The 16649-nt window shown below is 46.6% G+C and carries 15 protein-coding genes and 1 pseudogene; all 16 read right to left on the minus strand.

What is annotated here, in order from left to right; translation table 11 throughout:
- Positions 1-229: 229 nt before the first annotated feature.
- Entirely contained in the window at positions 230-1750 is a 1521-nt protein-coding gene (gene lysS / locus C8D73_RS03870) for a lysine--tRNA ligase (protein ID WP_021718011.1), read from the minus strand.
- 25 nt (positions 1751-1775) lie between these two features.
- Positions 1776-2252 carry a transcription elongation factor GreA gene (greA, locus tag C8D73_RS03875; RefSeq protein WP_021718012.1) on the minus strand — a complete coding sequence of 159 codons (477 nt, stop codon included), beginning with the start codon at positions 2250-2252 and terminating at the stop codon, positions 1776-1778.
- 143 nt (positions 2253-2395) lie between these two features.
- Positions 2396-3480, minus strand: a pseudogene (locus C8D73_RS03880) (NAD(P)H-binding protein).
- The gene (locus tag C8D73_RS03885; protein WP_113077384.1) at positions 3480-4427 is read right to left on the minus strand and encodes a quinate 5-dehydrogenase; all 948 of its coding nucleotides are present in this window, start codon (positions 4425-4427) and stop codon (positions 3480-3482) included. The pseudogene C8D73_RS03880 and the gene C8D73_RS03885 overlap by 1 nt, the downstream one beginning before the upstream one ends.
- 118 nt (positions 4428-4545) lie before the next feature.
- On the minus strand, positions 4546-5523 hold the full coding sequence (gene dusB, locus C8D73_RS03890; RefSeq protein ID WP_113077385.1) for a tRNA dihydrouridine synthase DusB: 978 nt from the start codon (positions 5521-5523) through the stop codon (positions 4546-4548).
- A gap of 60 nt (positions 5524-5583) precedes the next feature.
- Positions 5584-6360 (minus strand): type III pantothenate kinase, encoded by a 777-nt coding sequence (locus tag C8D73_RS03895; protein WP_021718016.1) that lies wholly within the window; start codon positions 6358-6360, stop codon positions 5584-5586.
- Between the two features lie 21 nt (positions 6361-6381).
- Complete coding sequence (locus C8D73_RS03900) at positions 6382-6945, minus strand: biotin transporter BioY (protein ID WP_021718017.1); 564 nt, start codon at positions 6943-6945, stop codon at positions 6382-6384.
- Positions 6945-7943 carry a biotin--[acetyl-CoA-carboxylase] ligase gene (locus tag C8D73_RS03905; RefSeq protein WP_113077386.1) on the minus strand — a complete coding sequence of 333 codons (999 nt, stop codon included), beginning with the start codon at positions 7941-7943 and terminating at the stop codon, positions 6945-6947. Before C8D73_RS03905 ends, C8D73_RS03900 begins: the two co-directional genes overlap by 1 nt.
- Before the next feature lie 109 nt (positions 7944-8052).
- Complete coding sequence (ftsH, locus tag C8D73_RS03910; RefSeq protein ID WP_113077387.1) at positions 8053-9936, minus strand: ATP-dependent zinc metalloprotease FtsH; 1884 nt, start codon at positions 9934-9936, stop codon at positions 8053-8055.
- Between the two features lie 103 nt (positions 9937-10039).
- Entirely contained in the window at positions 10040-10582 is a 543-nt protein-coding gene (gene hpt / locus C8D73_RS03915; RefSeq protein WP_044491814.1) for a hypoxanthine phosphoribosyltransferase, read from the minus strand.
- A gap of 5 nt (positions 10583-10587) precedes the next feature.
- Positions 10588-12003 (minus strand): tRNA lysidine(34) synthetase TilS, encoded by a 1416-nt coding sequence (gene tilS / locus C8D73_RS03920; protein ID WP_113077388.1) that lies wholly within the window; start codon positions 12001-12003, stop codon positions 10588-10590.
- A 67-nt stretch (positions 12004-12070) separates the two neighbouring features.
- Positions 12071-12493, minus strand: coding sequence for a S1 domain-containing RNA-binding protein (locus C8D73_RS03925; protein WP_021718022.1), 423 nt, complete (start codon positions 12491-12493; stop codon positions 12071-12073).
- 143 nt (positions 12494-12636) lie between these two features.
- A complete protein-coding gene (locus C8D73_RS03930; protein WP_021718023.1) occupies positions 12637-12978 on the minus strand; it encodes an FtsB family cell division protein in 342 nt (113 codons plus the stop codon).
- A 73-nt stretch (positions 12979-13051) separates the two neighbouring features.
- Entirely contained in the window at positions 13052-13351 is a 300-nt protein-coding gene (locus tag C8D73_RS03935) for an HU family DNA-binding protein (RefSeq protein WP_021718024.1), read from the minus strand.
- A gap of 169 nt (positions 13352-13520) precedes the next feature.
- A complete protein-coding gene (gene yabN, locus C8D73_RS03940) occupies positions 13521-15068 on the minus strand; it encodes a bifunctional methyltransferase/pyrophosphohydrolase YabN (RefSeq protein ID WP_113077389.1) in 1548 nt (515 codons plus the stop codon).
- A gap of 12 nt (positions 15069-15080) precedes the next feature.
- Positions 15081-16640 carry a putative polysaccharide biosynthesis protein gene (locus C8D73_RS03945; protein ID WP_113077390.1) on the minus strand — a complete coding sequence of 520 codons (1560 nt, stop codon included), beginning with the start codon at positions 16638-16640 and terminating at the stop codon, positions 15081-15083.
- Positions 16641-16649: the final 9 nt, after the last annotated feature.

The following is a 16649-nucleotide window of genomic DNA, read 5'->3' on the forward strand; positions in this document are numbered from 1 at the left end:
TTATTTTTTGACTTGGCAAACGCTCCTTTTTCAAGAAACGCTCGCCCGCACATTCGTTTTTGGTTATTGTTCAGTTTTCAAGGTTCTGCCTGCCGCCGCATTTCGGCGACTTGTATATAATAGCATTCCCCGTTACTTCTGTCAACACCTTTTTTACAACTTTTTTATGTTTTTTTCAAGAAAAAATCCGCACCGAAAAATACGGTGCGGATTTATACTCTTTTTACTTTTATTGTACTTTATGACGCATATGCGGGAAGAATATAACGTCGCGGATACTGCTGCTGTCTGTCAGGAACATAACCAGGCGGTCGATACCGATGCCCAGCCCTCCTGTAGGCGGCAGACCATATTCCAGCGCGGTTACGAAGTCATCATCCATCATATGAGCTTCATCATCGCCGGCAGCGCGGTCTTCCACCTGTTTCTGGAAGCGTTCACGCTGGTCGATAGGATCGTTGAGCTCGGAGAAGCCATTGCAGATCTCTCGCGCATAAATGAAGCCTTCAAAACGGTCTGTAATTTCAGGATCTGCTTCACTGCTTTTGGCCAGCGGTGAAATTTCTTTCGGATGTCCTGTGATAAACGTAGGTTGGATCAGTTTCTCTTCTACGTGTTCTTCAAAGCAGGCATTGATGATTTTACCGATGCCGAAAGTTTTTTCGTAAGGCACGTTGATAGCATCTGCCATTTTACGCGCTTCGTCGAGGTCTTTGATACCGGAAAAATCCTGTCCGGTATATTTAGCTACGGCCTCGATCATAGTCATTCTATTCCAGGGAGGAGTCAGATCGATCTCCTGGCCTTCGTAACTGATCTTCATCGTGCCGAGCACTTTCTGTGCAGTCTGTGAAACAATGGTTTCAGTCAAATGCATCAGATCATTATAGTCAGCATAGGCCTGGTAGATCTCGACCATGGTAAACTCAGGATTATGTTTGATATCAATACCTTCATTGCGGAATACGCGCCCTAATTCATAAACACGTTCCATCCCGCCGACGATCAGACGCTTCAGATACAGTTCCGGCGCGATACGCATATAAAGCTGCATATCCAGCGCGTTATGATAGGTGATAAACGGACGTGCGGCTGCGCCGCCGGCAATAGAATGCATGATCGGCGTTTCGACTTCCAGGAAGTCTCTGCCATCCAAAATCTCGCGAACGCTTTTAATGATCTGGCTGCGCAGAACAAAAGTGCGGCGGACTTCAGGATTAACGATCAGGTCAACATAACGCTGACGATAACGCATTTCGACATCTTTCAAGCCATGCCATTTTTCCGGCAGAGGCCGCAGAGATTTGGAAAGCAGTTCCAAAGCAACCGCTTTAACAGACAATTCGCCCATGTGCGTACGGAAAACTGTTCCGGCTACACCGATAATATCGCCGATATCCATCAGTTTGATCAAGGTATAGTTTTCTTCGCCCAAGGCATCCTTACGTACATAAAGCTGAATACGGCCTGTTTTATCCATCAGATCGATAAAGCAGGTTTTGCCATGACCGCGGATAGCCATAACGCGGCCGGACAGACGGACAACAGTTTCATTAGCCGTTAATTCTTCAAATTGGTCGGCAATATCCTGAGCATGGTGGGTCCATTCAAATTTATGGCCGAAAGGTTTCCAGCCTTTTTCTTCGATTTGGTGCATTTTATTGATGCGCACCTGCATTTGTTCATTGATTTCTGTTTCTGTTAAAGCTTCCGGTTCGGCAGCTTGTTGATTTTTAATTTCTTCCGACATATTTCTCGCTCCTAAAAAATCAGATCTATTTAATTTTTACTATTTTATATGAAAGCTCGCCTACAGGAGTATGCACCTGTACGACAGTGTTTACTTTCTGTCCCAAAATCGCAGCGCCGACCGGTGATTCATTGGAGATGCGGTTCTGCGAAGGATCAGCTTCAGTAGTGCCGACAACGGTATAGGTTTCTTCGTCTCCAAATTCCATATCTTTAACGATAACGGTAGAACCGAGAATAACTGTGCCTTTTTTCTTTTTCGCAGTTTCGTCAATGAGCGTAGCCGTGCTGATCATCTGCTCCAGCTCGATAATACGCCCTTCGATAAAGGCCTGCTCATTTTTGGCATCGTCATATTCGGAATTCTCGCTTATATCGCCATAAGAAATGGCTACTTTAATACGCTCGGCAACTTCCTGACGTTTTACAGAACGAAGATTTTCTAATTCGTCCTCCAGTTTTCTTAAACCTTCGGCCGTTAAAATAGTTTCTTTAGCACCCATGGTATTACTCCTTTAAAATCATATTTTTCCGCCGCCTCACAATACAAACAGTGCCAAGCAGCAATGCCTGACACTGGGATCAACGGATAAATAATATAATGTACTAGGTTAAATTATAATTTTTTGTTGGTTTATTGTCAACCTCAGATATTACGCATTGCCAGTTCCTGTTCGACAAAACCCTGGATATGCGCGATTTCTTCATCTGTAACGGCCCGTTCAAAATTGCGGAAGCCAGCCAGACTGAAATCGTGTTTACGGGCTAATTGCGATATCGTATCGATCTGTTCAATAGTCAGTTTCCGTCCCAGAGTAAAATTTTCATAACGCTTTTCCAGTGCCAAAATCATTGTTTCTGCCATACAGGCAAAAGAAGTCTGCGGCGGGAAGCCAAAATCGAAATGGAAATCGACATTACCCGGTACCTTGATCACACCGCCTTCTATGACCAGCACATCTTTGCGTTTGGAAGCTACCTCACGCGAAACGTTACGCGGTCTTGCCACATCGCAGACGATGGCCCCGGCCTTGAGATCCTCAGGTTCGATCAGAAAATCTACGGCGCTGGTAACGGCGATCACAACATCGGCATCCTTCAGGCTGTGTTTGATGTCGTTGGAAACCGTCAATTTGCCGGCAACACTGCCCGAAAGTTCTTGCGCCAGTTCTTCCAACGGCTGCAGATGCCTTGCGACCATTGTAATATCCTTTGCTTCGCGTGCCAGAATCCTTGTACAGGCCGCACCGATCGAACCGCTGGCACCGACAATAGTCACATGCGCAGTTGCCAGATCTTTTCCCATCAGCCTTACTGCTTCACGGGTTCCCTCCAGTGCTGTTGCAACTGTGTAGCTGTTGCCCGATGTCACAGCTATATCTAAATTTTTCGCCACTGTGATGCCTGCATCGCCAACGATAGAGGTGAATGCGCCCAGGCCTACCACTTTAGCGCCCAGTTCCTGAGCGATCTTCCCTGATTCTATGATCCTGTCCATAACAAATTCTTCCGGCAGTTCAACCATTTGCTTCGATGTCAGGGGACAGCCGATAAACCAGCCTTCCGCTTCTGCGTAAGGGCTCTTGATACCTGTGATATGTGAAACCTGAAAAGGTTTTTCAGCTTCAGAGCACTTTCCAGCCAGCTGTCAGGAATAAATTTCAAAACAGGCGATACGTGAGCCATATCATGAATCGACAGCGGATGTATGATAAATGCAAACTTTTCCATTAAATGTGCTCCTCCTCTCCGTTCAGATATTCTAACCCGGATTCTATCTTATATTCTTCCAGTAATTTTTCGTAGACAGCCGCATCAAGCTGTTTATCAGCACCGCTGGCGGCCACCAGCAGGCCTTCCATCACATTGGTACCATAGCTGCGTCCGTCCAAAGACGGCGTCGTTGTGATCAGACAGTATACTCCGGCATTGCGCAGCAGCTTGCGGTCACCGGCTGTAACAGTATTGGTAATAATAGTCTTGCCTGCCAGCTTATCCGGCATAAACCGCCTGATAAAATGAAAATCACCGGCAATAATATCGTTCTCTAAAAAATAGCCCTGGTGCTGCGGTTTTCTCTGGCTTTGTTTGGCGCCCATCGGATAGAACCACCTTACGGGCAGCTTTGTCAGAAGCGGCGCCAGCAATTTTGCAAAACTATCCAGAGTCTGCAGCGATTTGATCGGATGATCCCAGTTCAGCCCAAAAATCAAATCACCAAAAGTAACGTCAGCGCCATTGGCTACCAACGCTTCGGCCATACCAAAACGATCTACACCGCAGACCATAAGCACTTTTTTCCCTTGAAAGTCTATGATTTTATCAGCAGCAAGGCGATTGATCAGAATACGTTCCAAAGAATTTTTCAACCCGCTGCCATCCAGCACAGGGGTGTTTTTGACATTTTCGATCAGCTTGGCCGATTCACGAAAAGTATACCGCCGACCGCCGGCATATACATAAAGATCGGTCCCTCCCAATCCCAGCGCGTCTACCCGGCCATCCAGTTCTTCCAGAAACTGCCGGGCTTTCTGCAGATTTCCGTCAGTGCCCAGCCGTTCTATTATAAAGGTCTGCCCCTTAAGCTGCAAAGTACTTTTAGCATTGCGCTCAGAAGATCCCAAACTTACACTTACGATATGTTTACAGCTGCATTCAGTTGTCTGAGAGGCAATCATTGTTCTACTTCTTTCTCTAAAAAACTTGTCCCTGATGACATATCATTTTAGCATATTTAAAGTGTTCCTACAATATTTGCTATTAGATTTAGTATTATCTTATTTATTTTAACCGTTTTCAGGCGCCGAATTTTTCTGCGGCCTCAATATATTCTGCCAGCAGTTTTTTAAAATCGGCGTAGGTTTCTGTCTGATGGAACCTGCCGCGATATTCGGCAGCTTTAGGCATACCCTTGAGATAGGCGCCGATATTCCGCCGCATCTCTTTAACAGCAACAGATTCATTTTTATATTCTATCAGCATCTCCAGATGCCGCAATGCCAGAGCAAGTTTTTCTTTTAAGGTCGGTTCCTGCGGCACAGGCAGTCCCGACAAGGCGGCCTGCAATCTGCTGAACAGCCAGGGATTACCGTCGGCACCGCGCCCCAGCATCAATCCGTCGCAGCCTGTTTCTGCAAGCATCCTCTGTCCGTCAGCTACTGTCAAGATATCACCGTTACCGATGACCGGTATTTTTACAGCCGCTTTGACTCTGGCGATAACCTGCCAGTCTGCCCTGCCATTATAAAACTGTTCCCTTGTCCTGCCGTGTACTGCTACGGCTGCTACGCCCGCCTTTTCTGCCAGTACAGCTATTTCTTCCGCATTGATATGTTCAGAATCCCAGCCGGCACGGAATTTCACAGTAACCGGAACAGATACAGCGTCTGTCATCCGCGCCAGAATTTCGTAGGCCAGCTGCGGATTTTTCATCAAAGCCGAGCCTTCGCCATTATTGACGACCTTAGGCACCGGGCAGCCCATATTAAAGTCGATCACATCTGCACCGTTCCCGGCGACTATCCTTGCGGCTTCAGCCAGTTCTGCCGGAACAGAACCAAAAAGCTGGATCGCCGTAGGTCTTTCACCCGGATCGATGCGCAGCATATCAAAAGTTTTGACATTTTTATAAAGCAGCCCCTTGGCGCTGACCATTTCCGAAACAGTCATACCGCAGCCAAGTTCTCTGCAAATGACCCGAAAGGGCAGATCTGTGATTCCGGCCATAGGCGCCAGCAACAAAGGTACATCTAATTTTAAAGTGCCGATCTGCATAATCCACTCCCAATTTTGAAATACTATAGAAATAAGACCCGCCAGACAGCGGGTCTTTGCTTATTTAGAATTTTTCTCGTGCAGAATCCGTAATCCGTCTAAAGTTAAAAACGGCTCTACTACGTCAATAGAATCGGACTCGGCCGCCATCGTATTGGCAAACCCGCCAGTAGCGACAACAAAAGCATTACCGCCTAATTCTTCCTTCATATGTCTGACAATGCCGTCCATCTGACCGACAAAACCGTAAATAACGCCCGCCTGCATTGCATTTACAGTATTGCGCGAGATAACGTTTTTAGGTTTGATAAGCTCGATACGCGGCAGTTTTGCCGTTCTCTGGAACAAAGCCTCCGTAGAAATACCGATACCAGGGGCGATAGCACCGCCTAAATATTCGCCTGTCGGCAGCAGGGCGCAAAATGTAGTCGCGGTGCCGAAATCAACGATGATCATCGGCATACCTTTTTTGCTGTATTTGTCAAACGCGGCAACCGCATTAACTATACGGTCTGCACCGACTTCTCTGGGGTTGTCGTAGCGCAGTGAGATACCGCTTTTAATACCGGGGCCTACGACCATAGGCGTCAGCTCAAAATAACGCTCGCACATATGGCAGAGCGGTACGATCAGCGGCGGTACAACGCTGGAAATAATGATTGCCTTAATCTGATCCATAGGCATCCGCGTATAATTGAACATACTGCGTAATAAAATACCATATTCGTCGGCAGTTTTACTGCGATCTGTGGAAAAGCGCCAATGGCAGACCAGTTCTTTATCGTCAAAAACACCTGCTACAATGTTGGTATTACCTACATCAATTACTAATAACATTCATGTTCCTCCTCAAGGAGCTTATTTAGTCCGCTCAAGCAGACCTGCCAGGAGTAAAGCCTTGCGCACTTTAGCGCCAATAAGCGCAGCCGCTGCAGCCTTTATTATATCAAATGGAAGAAATGGCGCAACTGCTAAAAGTATGGCATTGTCCCAACTCATGGGCTTTTGCAGAAAGTACTGGAAGCTGAGCTTGAAGCCGATGAGGCCTATCGCATAGCATACCAGCATTCCCACGCACATATACATAAGATTTTTTAAATAACTTGCTTCCAGGTCACGTTCTGTAAGATAACCAACAAGCCAGGCCGTAATAATAAATGCAATGATAAAGCCTCCGGTAGGTCCGACCAGCATCACAGCTCCGCCCTGTCCCTGATTGAATACAGGCAGTCCCACACAGCCGAGCATCACCCACACGCATATGCTGACAGCGCTTAAGCGGCTTCCCAGAAGCATACCGGCCAAAAGCACGACCAAAGGCTGCATCGTAATGGGAACAGGCCCAATAGGAACTATGATATATGCACTGATGATCATCATCGTGACAAAGGTTCCGGCCAGAAGCATCTCTCTGATCTTCATTACGCGTATTCCCCCTGCTTGGCCTGGGCAGGCCGGATCGAAACATCACCGGCAATGACTTTTTCGATTCTGCCGTCTTCGCGTTTTACCATTAAAAGACCATCTTCGTCTATATCGACAGCTTCACCGAAATAAGTCTGGTCAGGTGCAATAACTTTGACCTGCTGACCTAAAGTCGAAGAATATTTTTTCCATTCCTCAAGCACCGGTTTAAAACCTTCATGCAAAACTTTTTCATACAGTTCTTCCATATAGCCCAACACATCAGCCAGCAGTTCGACTCTGCTGATAGGCTCACGGGCAACATCAGCGAGCGATACAGCTGTTGCTCGCAGTTCTTCCGGCACCATCTCTTTGGGTACGTTGACGTTGATACCGGTACCGATAACGATATAATTTATCCGTCCAAATTCAGCGCTCATTTCTGTCAAAATGCCCACCAGTTTTTTACCGTCCAGTAAAACGTCGTTAGGCCATTTGATCGATGCCTGTACGCCTTTATACTTATTTACGGCTTTCACGACGGCAATCGCTGCCAGCAGCGTACACTTCGACGCTTCCTGCGGCATGAACGGCGGCTTTAAGACAACCGAAAACCATACTCCACGGGCAAACGGAGAAAACCAGCCGCGTGACAAACGCCCCTTGCCGGAGTTCTGCTCTTCCGCGATCACCACCAGGCCATCTTCGCAGCCTTCACCGGCAAGACGTTTAGCCATTTCGTTTGTAGACGTCGTCAGCTCACAGTAGTGTATATGATGTCCGAGCCATTTCGTTTTCAGATTAGCAACAACTTCTGCAGGCTTCAATCTGTCAGGTACTTCTTTCAGGATGTAGCCTTTTTTAGGTACGGATTCTATAGTATAGCCTTCATTTTTTAAAGCCTGGATATGCTTCCAAATCGCCGTACGCGATACTGCCAGTTCCTGAGAAAGCACTTCCCCTGAAACAGGAGCAGGCATTTTACTGCGCAATATTTCTAAAATGCGTTCCCGCATATCATCACACTCCCACACAATGTTATCCTTAGATTAGCACTGGGTTAACCAAAAGTCAAGTCACAGAAAAACCGTCCCCGAAATTCAAGGGACGGTCTTAGATTACAGACTATTGCTCGCTGGGAGCTGCAGAAGATTCTGCGGGCTGCACCTCTGCCGGCTCCGGAGTTCCGATCTCAGAAGTATTCTCTTCTTTAGATAAAATTTTACCGTATTTCATCAACTGATCGATTTCTTCGCCTTCCAAAGTTTCTCTTTCAATAAGTGCATCCGCAATCAAATGCAGTTTATCCATATTTTCATTCAGCAGACTTTCCGTTTTCTGGTAAGCCTCATCAATAAATTTACGGATTTCTTTATCGATCTTGGCAGCGACTTCTTCACTGTAGTCTTTATCTCTGCCAATATCACGTCCCAGGAAAACCTGGTCCTGACGATGACCAAACGTCATCGGACCCAATTCAGGGCTCATACCGTATTCACAGATCATCTGACGGGCCAGAGATGTAGCACGCTGCAGGTCATTGCTGGCACCGCTGGAAATTTCTTTCAGTACCAGAGCTTCAGCAACACGGCCGCCTAAAAGCACCTTCAATTCGTCCAGCATTTCACTGCGAGTCGCATAGTAACGGTCCTCTTTCGGCAGGCTCAATGTATAACCGCCGGCACGCCCACGCGGAATAATAGTTACTTTATGAACCGGATCAGTATTATCGAGCAGCATACCTACCAGAGTATGGCCGCCTTCATGATAGGCAGTCAGACGTTTTTCTTTATCACTGATCACGCGGCTGCGGCGCTCGGGACCCATAATAACACGCTCCGCCGCTTCTTCCATTTCCGGCATATCGATTTTATTCTTATTTTTACGGGCAGCCATCAACGCAGCTTCATTGACCAGATTGCTCAGATCCGCGCCGGTAAAACCAGGAGTTCTGCGGGCAATAACGCCAAGCTCGACTTCAGGACTGATAGGCTTACCTTTAACATGGACTTTTAAAATTTCCTGACGGCCTTTGATATCAGGACGATCAACGACGATCTGTCTGTCAAAACGTCCCGGGCGCAGAAGTGCCGGATCAAGGATATCGGGACGGTTGGTTGCAGCAATCATAATGATGCCTTCATTAGCTCCGAAACCATCCATTTCGACCAGCAGCTGGTTCAAGGTCTGTTCTCGCTCATCATGACCGCCGCCTAAGCCTGCACCACGCTGACGGCCGACAGCGTCGATCTCATCAATGAAAACGATACAGGGAGCGCTCTTTTTAGCCTGTTCAAACAAATCTCGGACACGGGAAGCGCCTACGCCGACAAACATTTCTACGAAATCTGAACCGGAAATACTGAAAAACGGTACGCCAGCTTCACCAGCGACAGCCTTGGCCAGAAGTGTCTTGCCTGTACCAGGCGGCCCGTAGAGTAAAACACCTTTCGGTATTTTGGCACCGAGATCATTATATTTCTTCGGATGCTTCAGGAACTCGACAACTTCTTCCAGTTCCTGCTTCGCTTCATCAGCACCGGCGACATCTTTAAAAGTAATCTTAATATTGTCTTCGTCATAACGACGGGCACGGCTTTTGCCGAAATTCATAACCCGGCCTCCGCCCCCCTGGCTTTGCTGCATAAGCATAAACCAAATACCGACGATCAAAAGCATCGGCAAAAGCGAGCTTAAGATAGTCGTCCACCAAGGCGGCTGCGGCGGCAGCTCGGCTTTAATTTCAATATCACGGGCACGTAAAGTCGGGATCAGGCTGTCATCATTGGGAGCCACAGTTGAGAAATCTTTACCATCTTTCAGCTTACCGCTGATGACATTATCAACTATCGTTACCTGTTTGACCTCATCTTGCTGCACGTGCTTCATAAACGCACTATAAGTGATGTCTGTTTTGCTGACCGTGCTGGCCGAATAATAATCGATCATCCAGATTGCCACGATGATAATCAGCAAATAGAACGTCACGTTCTTAAAAAATCTATTCAAGGAATTGCTCCTCCTTCCACTGCGATCGTCTACCAAATTACAGTAACGTCATTTTTTTATTATAATATAGATGCGGAAATTCTACAACCATTAGTCGATAAAATCATGTACGCGCATAAACACAAGGCTTTAAAACACCGATATAAGGTAAGTTACGATAGTTACCGGCGTAATCCAATCCATAGCCTACAGCAAACTCGTCAGGAATACAGAAGCCTACATAATCCGCACTTTTACCATTGACGCGCCTGTCGGCCTTATCGCACATTACCGCTGTTTTGATAGAAGCCGGCTTGTGCTGCTGCAGCATACAGCAAACAGCTTCAAGGGTCAGCCCTGTGTCAATGATGTCATCGACCAGAATCACATGCCGTCCCGCCAGTTCCTCAGCCACATCAAGCTTAACGCTGACATTACCGCAGCTATTAGTGCTGTTACCATAAGAAGACGCGACCATAAAATCGATCTTGACAGGCATATCCATTGCCAAAGTCAGATCAGTAGCAAAATAAGCGGCGCCTTTTAAAAGTGCTATTACTACTACTTCTTTGCCTGCATAATCTTGTTTCAGCTGGGCTCCCAATTCCCGGACCCGCGCTTTTATTTCTTCCTCTGTCAGTAAGATTTTACCAATATCTTCATGCATATCCACTACTTGTCATCTCCCAGACTGAAATATTTAATATCCAATGTCAGCCATGCTTCGCAGCCCTGCTCCTGTTCATGCCAGCCTGCAGCTTTCCATCCCACCAGCCATAGGACCTGTTTACCGCAGGTTACTAAAAGCTGACTTTTTCTCTGTTCCGGAGGTACTTTAATGTCGTTAAAATACTTTTTTAATTTTTTGCTTCCCAAAGACCCGGCCGGAAAAAATATGTCGCCGTCCTGCCTCTGCCTCACTTCCAGCTGCCTGTCCTGCAGCAAATGCCAGGGATATATTGCTGCATGCCCCAAGGGACTTGCTGATCCCTTAAAGTAACCCAAACTTAAAATACCGTTTGGGAGCTCAACTTGCAGCCTGCCAGCTTTCTGCAGCTCAGCCAAATCAAAAACATAATTCTGCGCTGCTATCGCTGACGGTGTTTCAGCTGCAGCAACTGTAAGCTTGCCATAGCTGTATACAGCACAGGTCCCGCCAGGCAGCATAAGCCTTTTATTGCTGCTGCCTTTATGCACCAAGCCGATCACCTGCTGCGTCTGCTGAAAGGTAAGCAGACCTGCAGCTCCAAGCTTTTTCCACATCATCCTGATGATACGCGAACACAGCGCGGCAGGCAGCGAAAGCAGCCAGGCTGTATCACAGCTGCAGGAATGATCGTCCTGCAGCACATACTGCAAAAACTTCTCTTCTGCCAGCTCATTCAAACAATCAGCATCCTCAGCAATCAACGTCGCAGTCTGTGCTAAAGCCTGTTTGATATTAGGATTGAATTCCCGTTCCAGCAAAGGCAGCAATATATGCCGCACTTTATTCCGCGTATAGTACAAATCCATATTACTGCTGTCAGTACGATAATCCAAGCTACGCATTGCGCAATATGCTTCCAGCATCCGACGGCTCACCTGCAAAAAGGGCCGTACGATACTGTTATTGTGACAGCGCATTCCCCCAAGCCCTTCCGCACCGCTGCCTCGCAGCAAATGCAGCAGCAGGGTTTCTGCCTGATCGTCACGGTGGTGTGCTGTCACAATATACTCAGACTTGTGTTTACTGAGAATCTCAAATAAAACAGTATAGCGTAATTTACGAGCCGCGTCCTCTACAGAAAGTTTACTCTCCGCAGCAAATTTTTTAGCGTCAACACGCAGAACTTCACAGGCAACCTGACGCATCCGGCAGAATTCCACAACAAAATCAGCATCAGCCAAAGCTTCGCTGCCACGCAAACCATGCTCTACATGACAAACTACCAGCTGATACTTCCGTTTTTCCTGCAGCAGCAGCAGTGCATCAGCCAAAGCAATTGAATCGGCCCCACCGCTGCAGGCAACAATTATTTTACTGCCGACAGGCAGATGTTCCTCTACCTGATCGAGAATTTCAGTAATTTGCCTGTGTTCTTTCATCGTTTCACCTTATTATCCTACAACCCAAATAAAAAAGGCACCTCTGCTGGAAGTGCCTTTTTAGACATTATCTGTCGCGGCTGGCGCCACGGCCGCCGCGCTTAGACTCCGTATTGCGTTTCAGATCTAATAATCTGTCATCGCTGTCTTTTAAAAAGCGCGATAATTTATCTTCAAAGGAAACAGGAGGTGCCACTTTAGGTGCACGACGTTCCTGACTTACCGGACGCTGCGGTTTCGGAGGTGCCGGAGGCGGCGGTGTCAGCTGCTTAATGGACAGACCTATCTTACCGCGTTCGTCAATAGACAACACTTTGACCTTGACCTTATCTTTTTCCTTTAAAAAATCATGTACATCTTTTACATATACATTGGAGACTTCGGAAATATGTATAAGACCAACTTTTCCTTCAGGCAATTGCACAAACGCTCCAAAATTTGTGATACCAGTAACTTCACCTTCAACGATTGCACCAACTTCGAGTGACATAAAGCGGATAATCCCCCTTAAAAAATCTTTATACAGTAAGTATTATACCCTTCTTTTAAAATCAGTGTCAACTGCATTGTACAAATATATGAAAAAAGATAAAAAATAACAGCTGTACGCCAGTAAAATCGACTGTACAGCTGTTATTTTTTCTTTTCCTCAGCTTCTGTTTCCTGTTTTTGCTGCTTTTCCTGTTCATCAACTATAAACAGCGGTACTTCGTTCTTGCCAACCATATTATGGTCTTCACGCGCCAGTTTTTCAATATATTTCAAATCGTCCAAACGTTTGCGTTCAGCTTCAAGCTCAGCCTGAACTTTTTTTAATTCGTCGACACGCTGCTGAGTGGCTGACATTTCCTTATTGATCTGGTAGATCTTGTACTCCTGCCTGCCCAATACGCCCAAGCAGATGATCAGCAAAATAATCAGGACCCATAAAAAGTCATTAGAGCTGCGGCGTTTTTTTCTGCGCATCTCAGCCATTTTGAGCTCCTTCCTGTTAATTAATCAGACAAAAATACCGGGCTGTTTGGCCCGGCATTCTTGAAACCCAAGATTATTTTTTGTGTTTTTTTGCAGGAGCAGCGTTAACAGCGTCTTTGAAAGCTTTACCAGCTTTGAAAGCGGGAACGGTTGCTGCCGGAATTTTGATGGGTTCGTTGGTACGAGGATTTTTACCGGTACGAGCGTTACGAGTACGAGCTTCAAAAGTACCGAAACCAATCAGTTGTACTTTGCCCTTTTTAGCAACTTCACCTTTTACGGTTTCGAGTAAAGCAGCTACTGCTTTCTCTACATCTTTTTTGGTGAGGCCAGCTTTTTCTGCTACTGCAGCAATAAGTTCAGTTTTGTTCACAATAAATCCCCCTTAAATTTTGTATGCGCCAGTTTAGGCGAAAACCGCTTAAACACAACGACTAAGGTTATTCACTAAAACTCTAATTCGCTATCAAAAGCAATATTCCTGCTAACATTTCATCTTTTTTTTATTTTTTTCTTAATTTTTGTGTAAAAAACGCCTTTTTTTAATTATTTTTCTCAAAATCCTTTGCCAACTCCCAAAAAGCGTCTAATTCAGACAATGAAAAGTCCTGCCATGTTTTCTTTGAAACCTGTACTTTTTTCTCTACATAACCGAATCTTTTTATGAAACGGTTATTCGCAGCATTCAAAGCTGTTTCCGGTTCCAATCCGATATGTCTGGCATAACCGGACAAAATAAACAGCAAATCTCCCAGCTCATGCTCCATTTCCTTCAGGCTGCCTCCGGCTACTGCCTCTTCAAGTTCGTGCAGTTCTTCCAGAACCTTCTCCCAGACGCCTGCGGTATCCGGCCAGTCAAAACCTACTTTGGAAGCCTTGCTGTGCAGCTTGTAAGCACGCATCAGCGCCGGCAGTCCCGGAGAAATTCCATCAAGAACATGCGTCCGTTCCTTTTTTTCTTCCAATTTAATGGCTTCCCAGTTTTTTATTACTTCATCACTGCCTGAAACTTTACGTGAACCAAATACATGTGGGTGCCTGCGGGTAAGCTTCTCAGTCACTCCATCAATAACATCCTGCAAAGAGAACAGGTTTGCGTCAGCTGCCATATGCGCATGGAAAACAACCTGCATCAGAATATCGCCAAGTTCTTCTTCCATACCTTTAAAATCGTGATTATCAACAGCTTCTAAAAATTCATAGACTTCTTCGATCATATTACGGCGAATACTGCTGTGCGTTTGTTCGCGATCCCAGGGACAGCCGCCTGGCTCACGCAGCTTACGCATAACTTCTGTCAGCGGAAGCAGTTCAGCATCATAGCGGAAATCCTCGATATCACAGTAAAAATCATCATCGTCATCAAAACACAGCGTTTTTTCTTCCTGCAAAGCATTGACATGCTGCACAACAGTCTGCTCCTGTGCCGGAATAAAGACACTGGTAAGATGATCGATATGCGGCTGCCGGTCCAGCTCATAGAGCTTCAGCGGCAGACATTCTTCATCAGGCAGGCCTAAATTACGTAAAAAGTACAGCTGCGCTTCATCAGCGAGTACTTCCATCAAATTGATTTTCACATCCGACGCCACCAGCTGACTATAGACCTGCGTGATCATCAGCGGATATTTACCCGCATCTGCCAGCGCATCAAAATCATGGGCATCAACAATACGCAACCCGGCAATAGGATCAATGCCTAAATCGACATATGCAAGATCCAAAAAGCTCATCGCCGGTAAAATTTTCAGAGGCACTCCGGCCGCTGCAGCCTGTTCCCTCAGCAGCACCACAGTTCGTTCAGCAACCAAAGGACTGCCTGGAACAGCATAAACTACCTCCTGCTCTTTCGCATCCTGTAAAATGGAAGCAACAATTTTTTGATAGACGTCTTCAAAAGACGCTTCCTGTTCATAAACAGCGTCGCAGGACGTAAATTTTATACCAGACCGCTCAAGTTCCTTTACAGTTGGGTGTACAGCCGTACGCAGAATAACCTTGCCGCCGCTTTTCAGCACTGCCATTGTTTCCAGCGACAAATGCCCGGCGCTGCCAGGCCCCAATCCTACAACAGTAATTCCTTTTTCCATCTTACCATCCCTTTACTTGAATCTGGAACCTATCACAGGCAGTTTCTGCAATTCTTTCCTGCCGATCGTTCCGCTTGCTATCAAAGTCAATAGATAAACGATGCCAGCTGCAAAAATCGTTACCGCCGTCGCAAAAGTATTGCCCCAATAAACTATTAAATAATTGTATAAAAGCATACTGACTGCTGCCATCAAAACTGCCGCCAGTAATATTTTCCCCAAAGCGTACACTTTAAAAGTGATGCCGCTGCGAATCAAAAAGAAGATGTTTAGAGCGGCTGCCAAGCCAAAATTAATGTTAGAGGCCCAGGCGGCACCGACAATATTGCATGGCAGCGCCGTAAGATACCAAACAGCAGCAGCTTTGACCAACGCGCTGAGCAGCATATTCCACATAGGAATAATAGTCTGTCCCATTCCCTGCAGCATACCTGTGGTTATCTGGTGGATACCAAGCAGGCAAATAGAGGGAGCAAGGTTTCTGATTGCCTCGCCCGCAAGAGGCGTGCCATACAGTAATTTTGAAATAGGCTGAGCCAAAGCCCACATTCCTGCAGCGGCAGGAAAAGTCAGTAAACAGCATAATTTCATGGCCATATTTGTTTTCTGGTCGATACTGTTCCTATCGCCCAGAGTAAATGCTTCTGAAACAGCAGGCACCAGGCTTGCTGTAAGGGAAAGCGTCGGAATAGTAGCCATCATGACCAAAGGCATACCCATCCCTGTAAGGTAACCGAACAGGGTCGTAGCCTCTTCGACCGAAAAACCTGATTCCACTAAGCGATTAGGCACCAGCAGCATGTCAATACTGCTCGTCACAGGCACCATAATATTAGCGCAGGAAACAGGCAGTGCCAGCAATAACAGCCGTTTGGCTATCTTCCTGATACTTTCGGGTTCTTCAGTGATCTGCCTGCTGATTTCCTGCTGCCAGCGCAATTTGTTCTTCAGATAAAAAAAGCTCAGTACGATAAGTCCGGTAATAGAACCCGGCACAGCACCGAAAGCAGCCCCGGCCGCCGCATATTCCAATCCGTACGGAAGCAGATAATAGGCCAGTACGACCATCGTCACAACACGTACAAACTGCTCCAGAATCTGTGAGACCGCAGGCGGAGTCATCATTTGATACCCCTGAAAATAACCACGGAAGCTGGCCAGGATCGTAGCAAAAAACACCGCCGGAGTTAAGGCTACCAATCCATAATAAGCCCGCGGATCGCGTACCAGTCCGCTATCGACCAGCCAGCCGGCCGCACAATATAGCCCGGCAGCAAACACGAGCCCCGTTGCGGCCATCAGCCCCAGCGAGACCCTGAATACCCTGCCGGCGCTGGCAAAATCTCCTTTTGCCACTTTTTCGGCTACAATGATCGAAATCGCAATCGGGATACCGGCCGAAGATACGGACAGCATCAAAAGATAAACGGGATATGCCATTTGATAAAGCCCGATACCTTCGCCGCCAAGCAGTCTGGATAACAGTATTCTGTTGACCGAGCCAATGATCTTGACCATCAGCCCAGCCAGCGTCAATATCATGGCGCCACGTAAAAACTTATCCTTGGTCATACCCTCGTC

The organism is Phascolarctobacterium faecium DSM 14760 (genome assembly GCF_003269275.1).
GTDB classification, from domain to species: domain Bacteria; phylum Bacillota; class Negativicutes; order Acidaminococcales; family Acidaminococcaceae; genus Phascolarctobacterium; species Phascolarctobacterium faecium.

What these genes read in the sequence shown, in the direction of transcription:
- C8D73_RS03895 (WP_021718016.1), bottom strand. Translation starts at nt 6,360, where the DNA reads ATGTTATTAGTAATTGATGTAGGTAATACCAACATTGTAGCAGGTGTT.
- dusB (WP_113077385.1), bottom strand. Translation starts at nt 5,523, where the DNA reads ATGCAGATCGGCACTTTAAAATTAGATGTACCTTTGTTGCTGGCGCCT.
- C8D73_RS03900 (WP_021718017.1), bottom strand. Translation starts at nt 6,945, where the DNA reads ATGAAGATCAGAGAGATGCTTCTGGCCGGAACCTTTGTCACGATGATG.
- hpt (WP_044491814.1), bottom strand. Translation starts at nt 10,582, where the DNA reads ATGCATGAAGATATTGGTAAAATCTTACTGACAGAGGAAGAAATAAAA.
- greA (WP_021718012.1), bottom strand. Translation starts at nt 2,252, where the DNA reads ATGGGTGCTAAAGAAACTATTTTAACGGCCGAAGGTTTAAGAAAACTG.
- yabN (WP_113077389.1), bottom strand. Translation starts at nt 15,068, where the DNA reads ATGGAAAAAGGAATTACTGTTGTAGGATTGGGGCCTGGCAGCGCCGGG.
- C8D73_RS03885 (WP_113077384.1), bottom strand. Translation starts at nt 4,427, where the DNA reads ATGATTGCCTCTCAGACAACTGAATGCAGCTGTAAACATATCGTAAGT.
- C8D73_RS03905 (WP_113077386.1), bottom strand. Translation starts at nt 7,943, where the DNA reads ATGCGGGAACGCATTTTAGAAATATTGCGCAGTAAAATGCCTGCTCCT.
- C8D73_RS03945 (WP_113077390.1), bottom strand. Translation starts at nt 16,640, where the DNA reads ATGACCAAGGATAAGTTTTTACGTGGCGCCATGATATTGACGCTGGCT.
- lysS (WP_021718011.1), bottom strand. Translation starts at nt 1,750, where the DNA reads ATGTCGGAAGAAATTAAAAATCAACAAGCTGCCGAACCGGAAGCTTTA.
- C8D73_RS03930 (WP_021718023.1), bottom strand. Translation starts at nt 12,978, where the DNA reads ATGGCTGAGATGCGCAGAAAAAAACGCCGCAGCTCTAATGACTTTTTA.
- C8D73_RS03925 (WP_021718022.1), bottom strand. Translation starts at nt 12,493, where the DNA reads ATGTCACTCGAAGTTGGTGCAATCGTTGAAGGTGAAGTTACTGGTATC.
- tilS (WP_113077388.1), bottom strand. Translation starts at nt 12,003, where the DNA reads ATGAAAGAACACAGGCAAATTACTGAAATTCTCGATCAGGTAGAGGAA.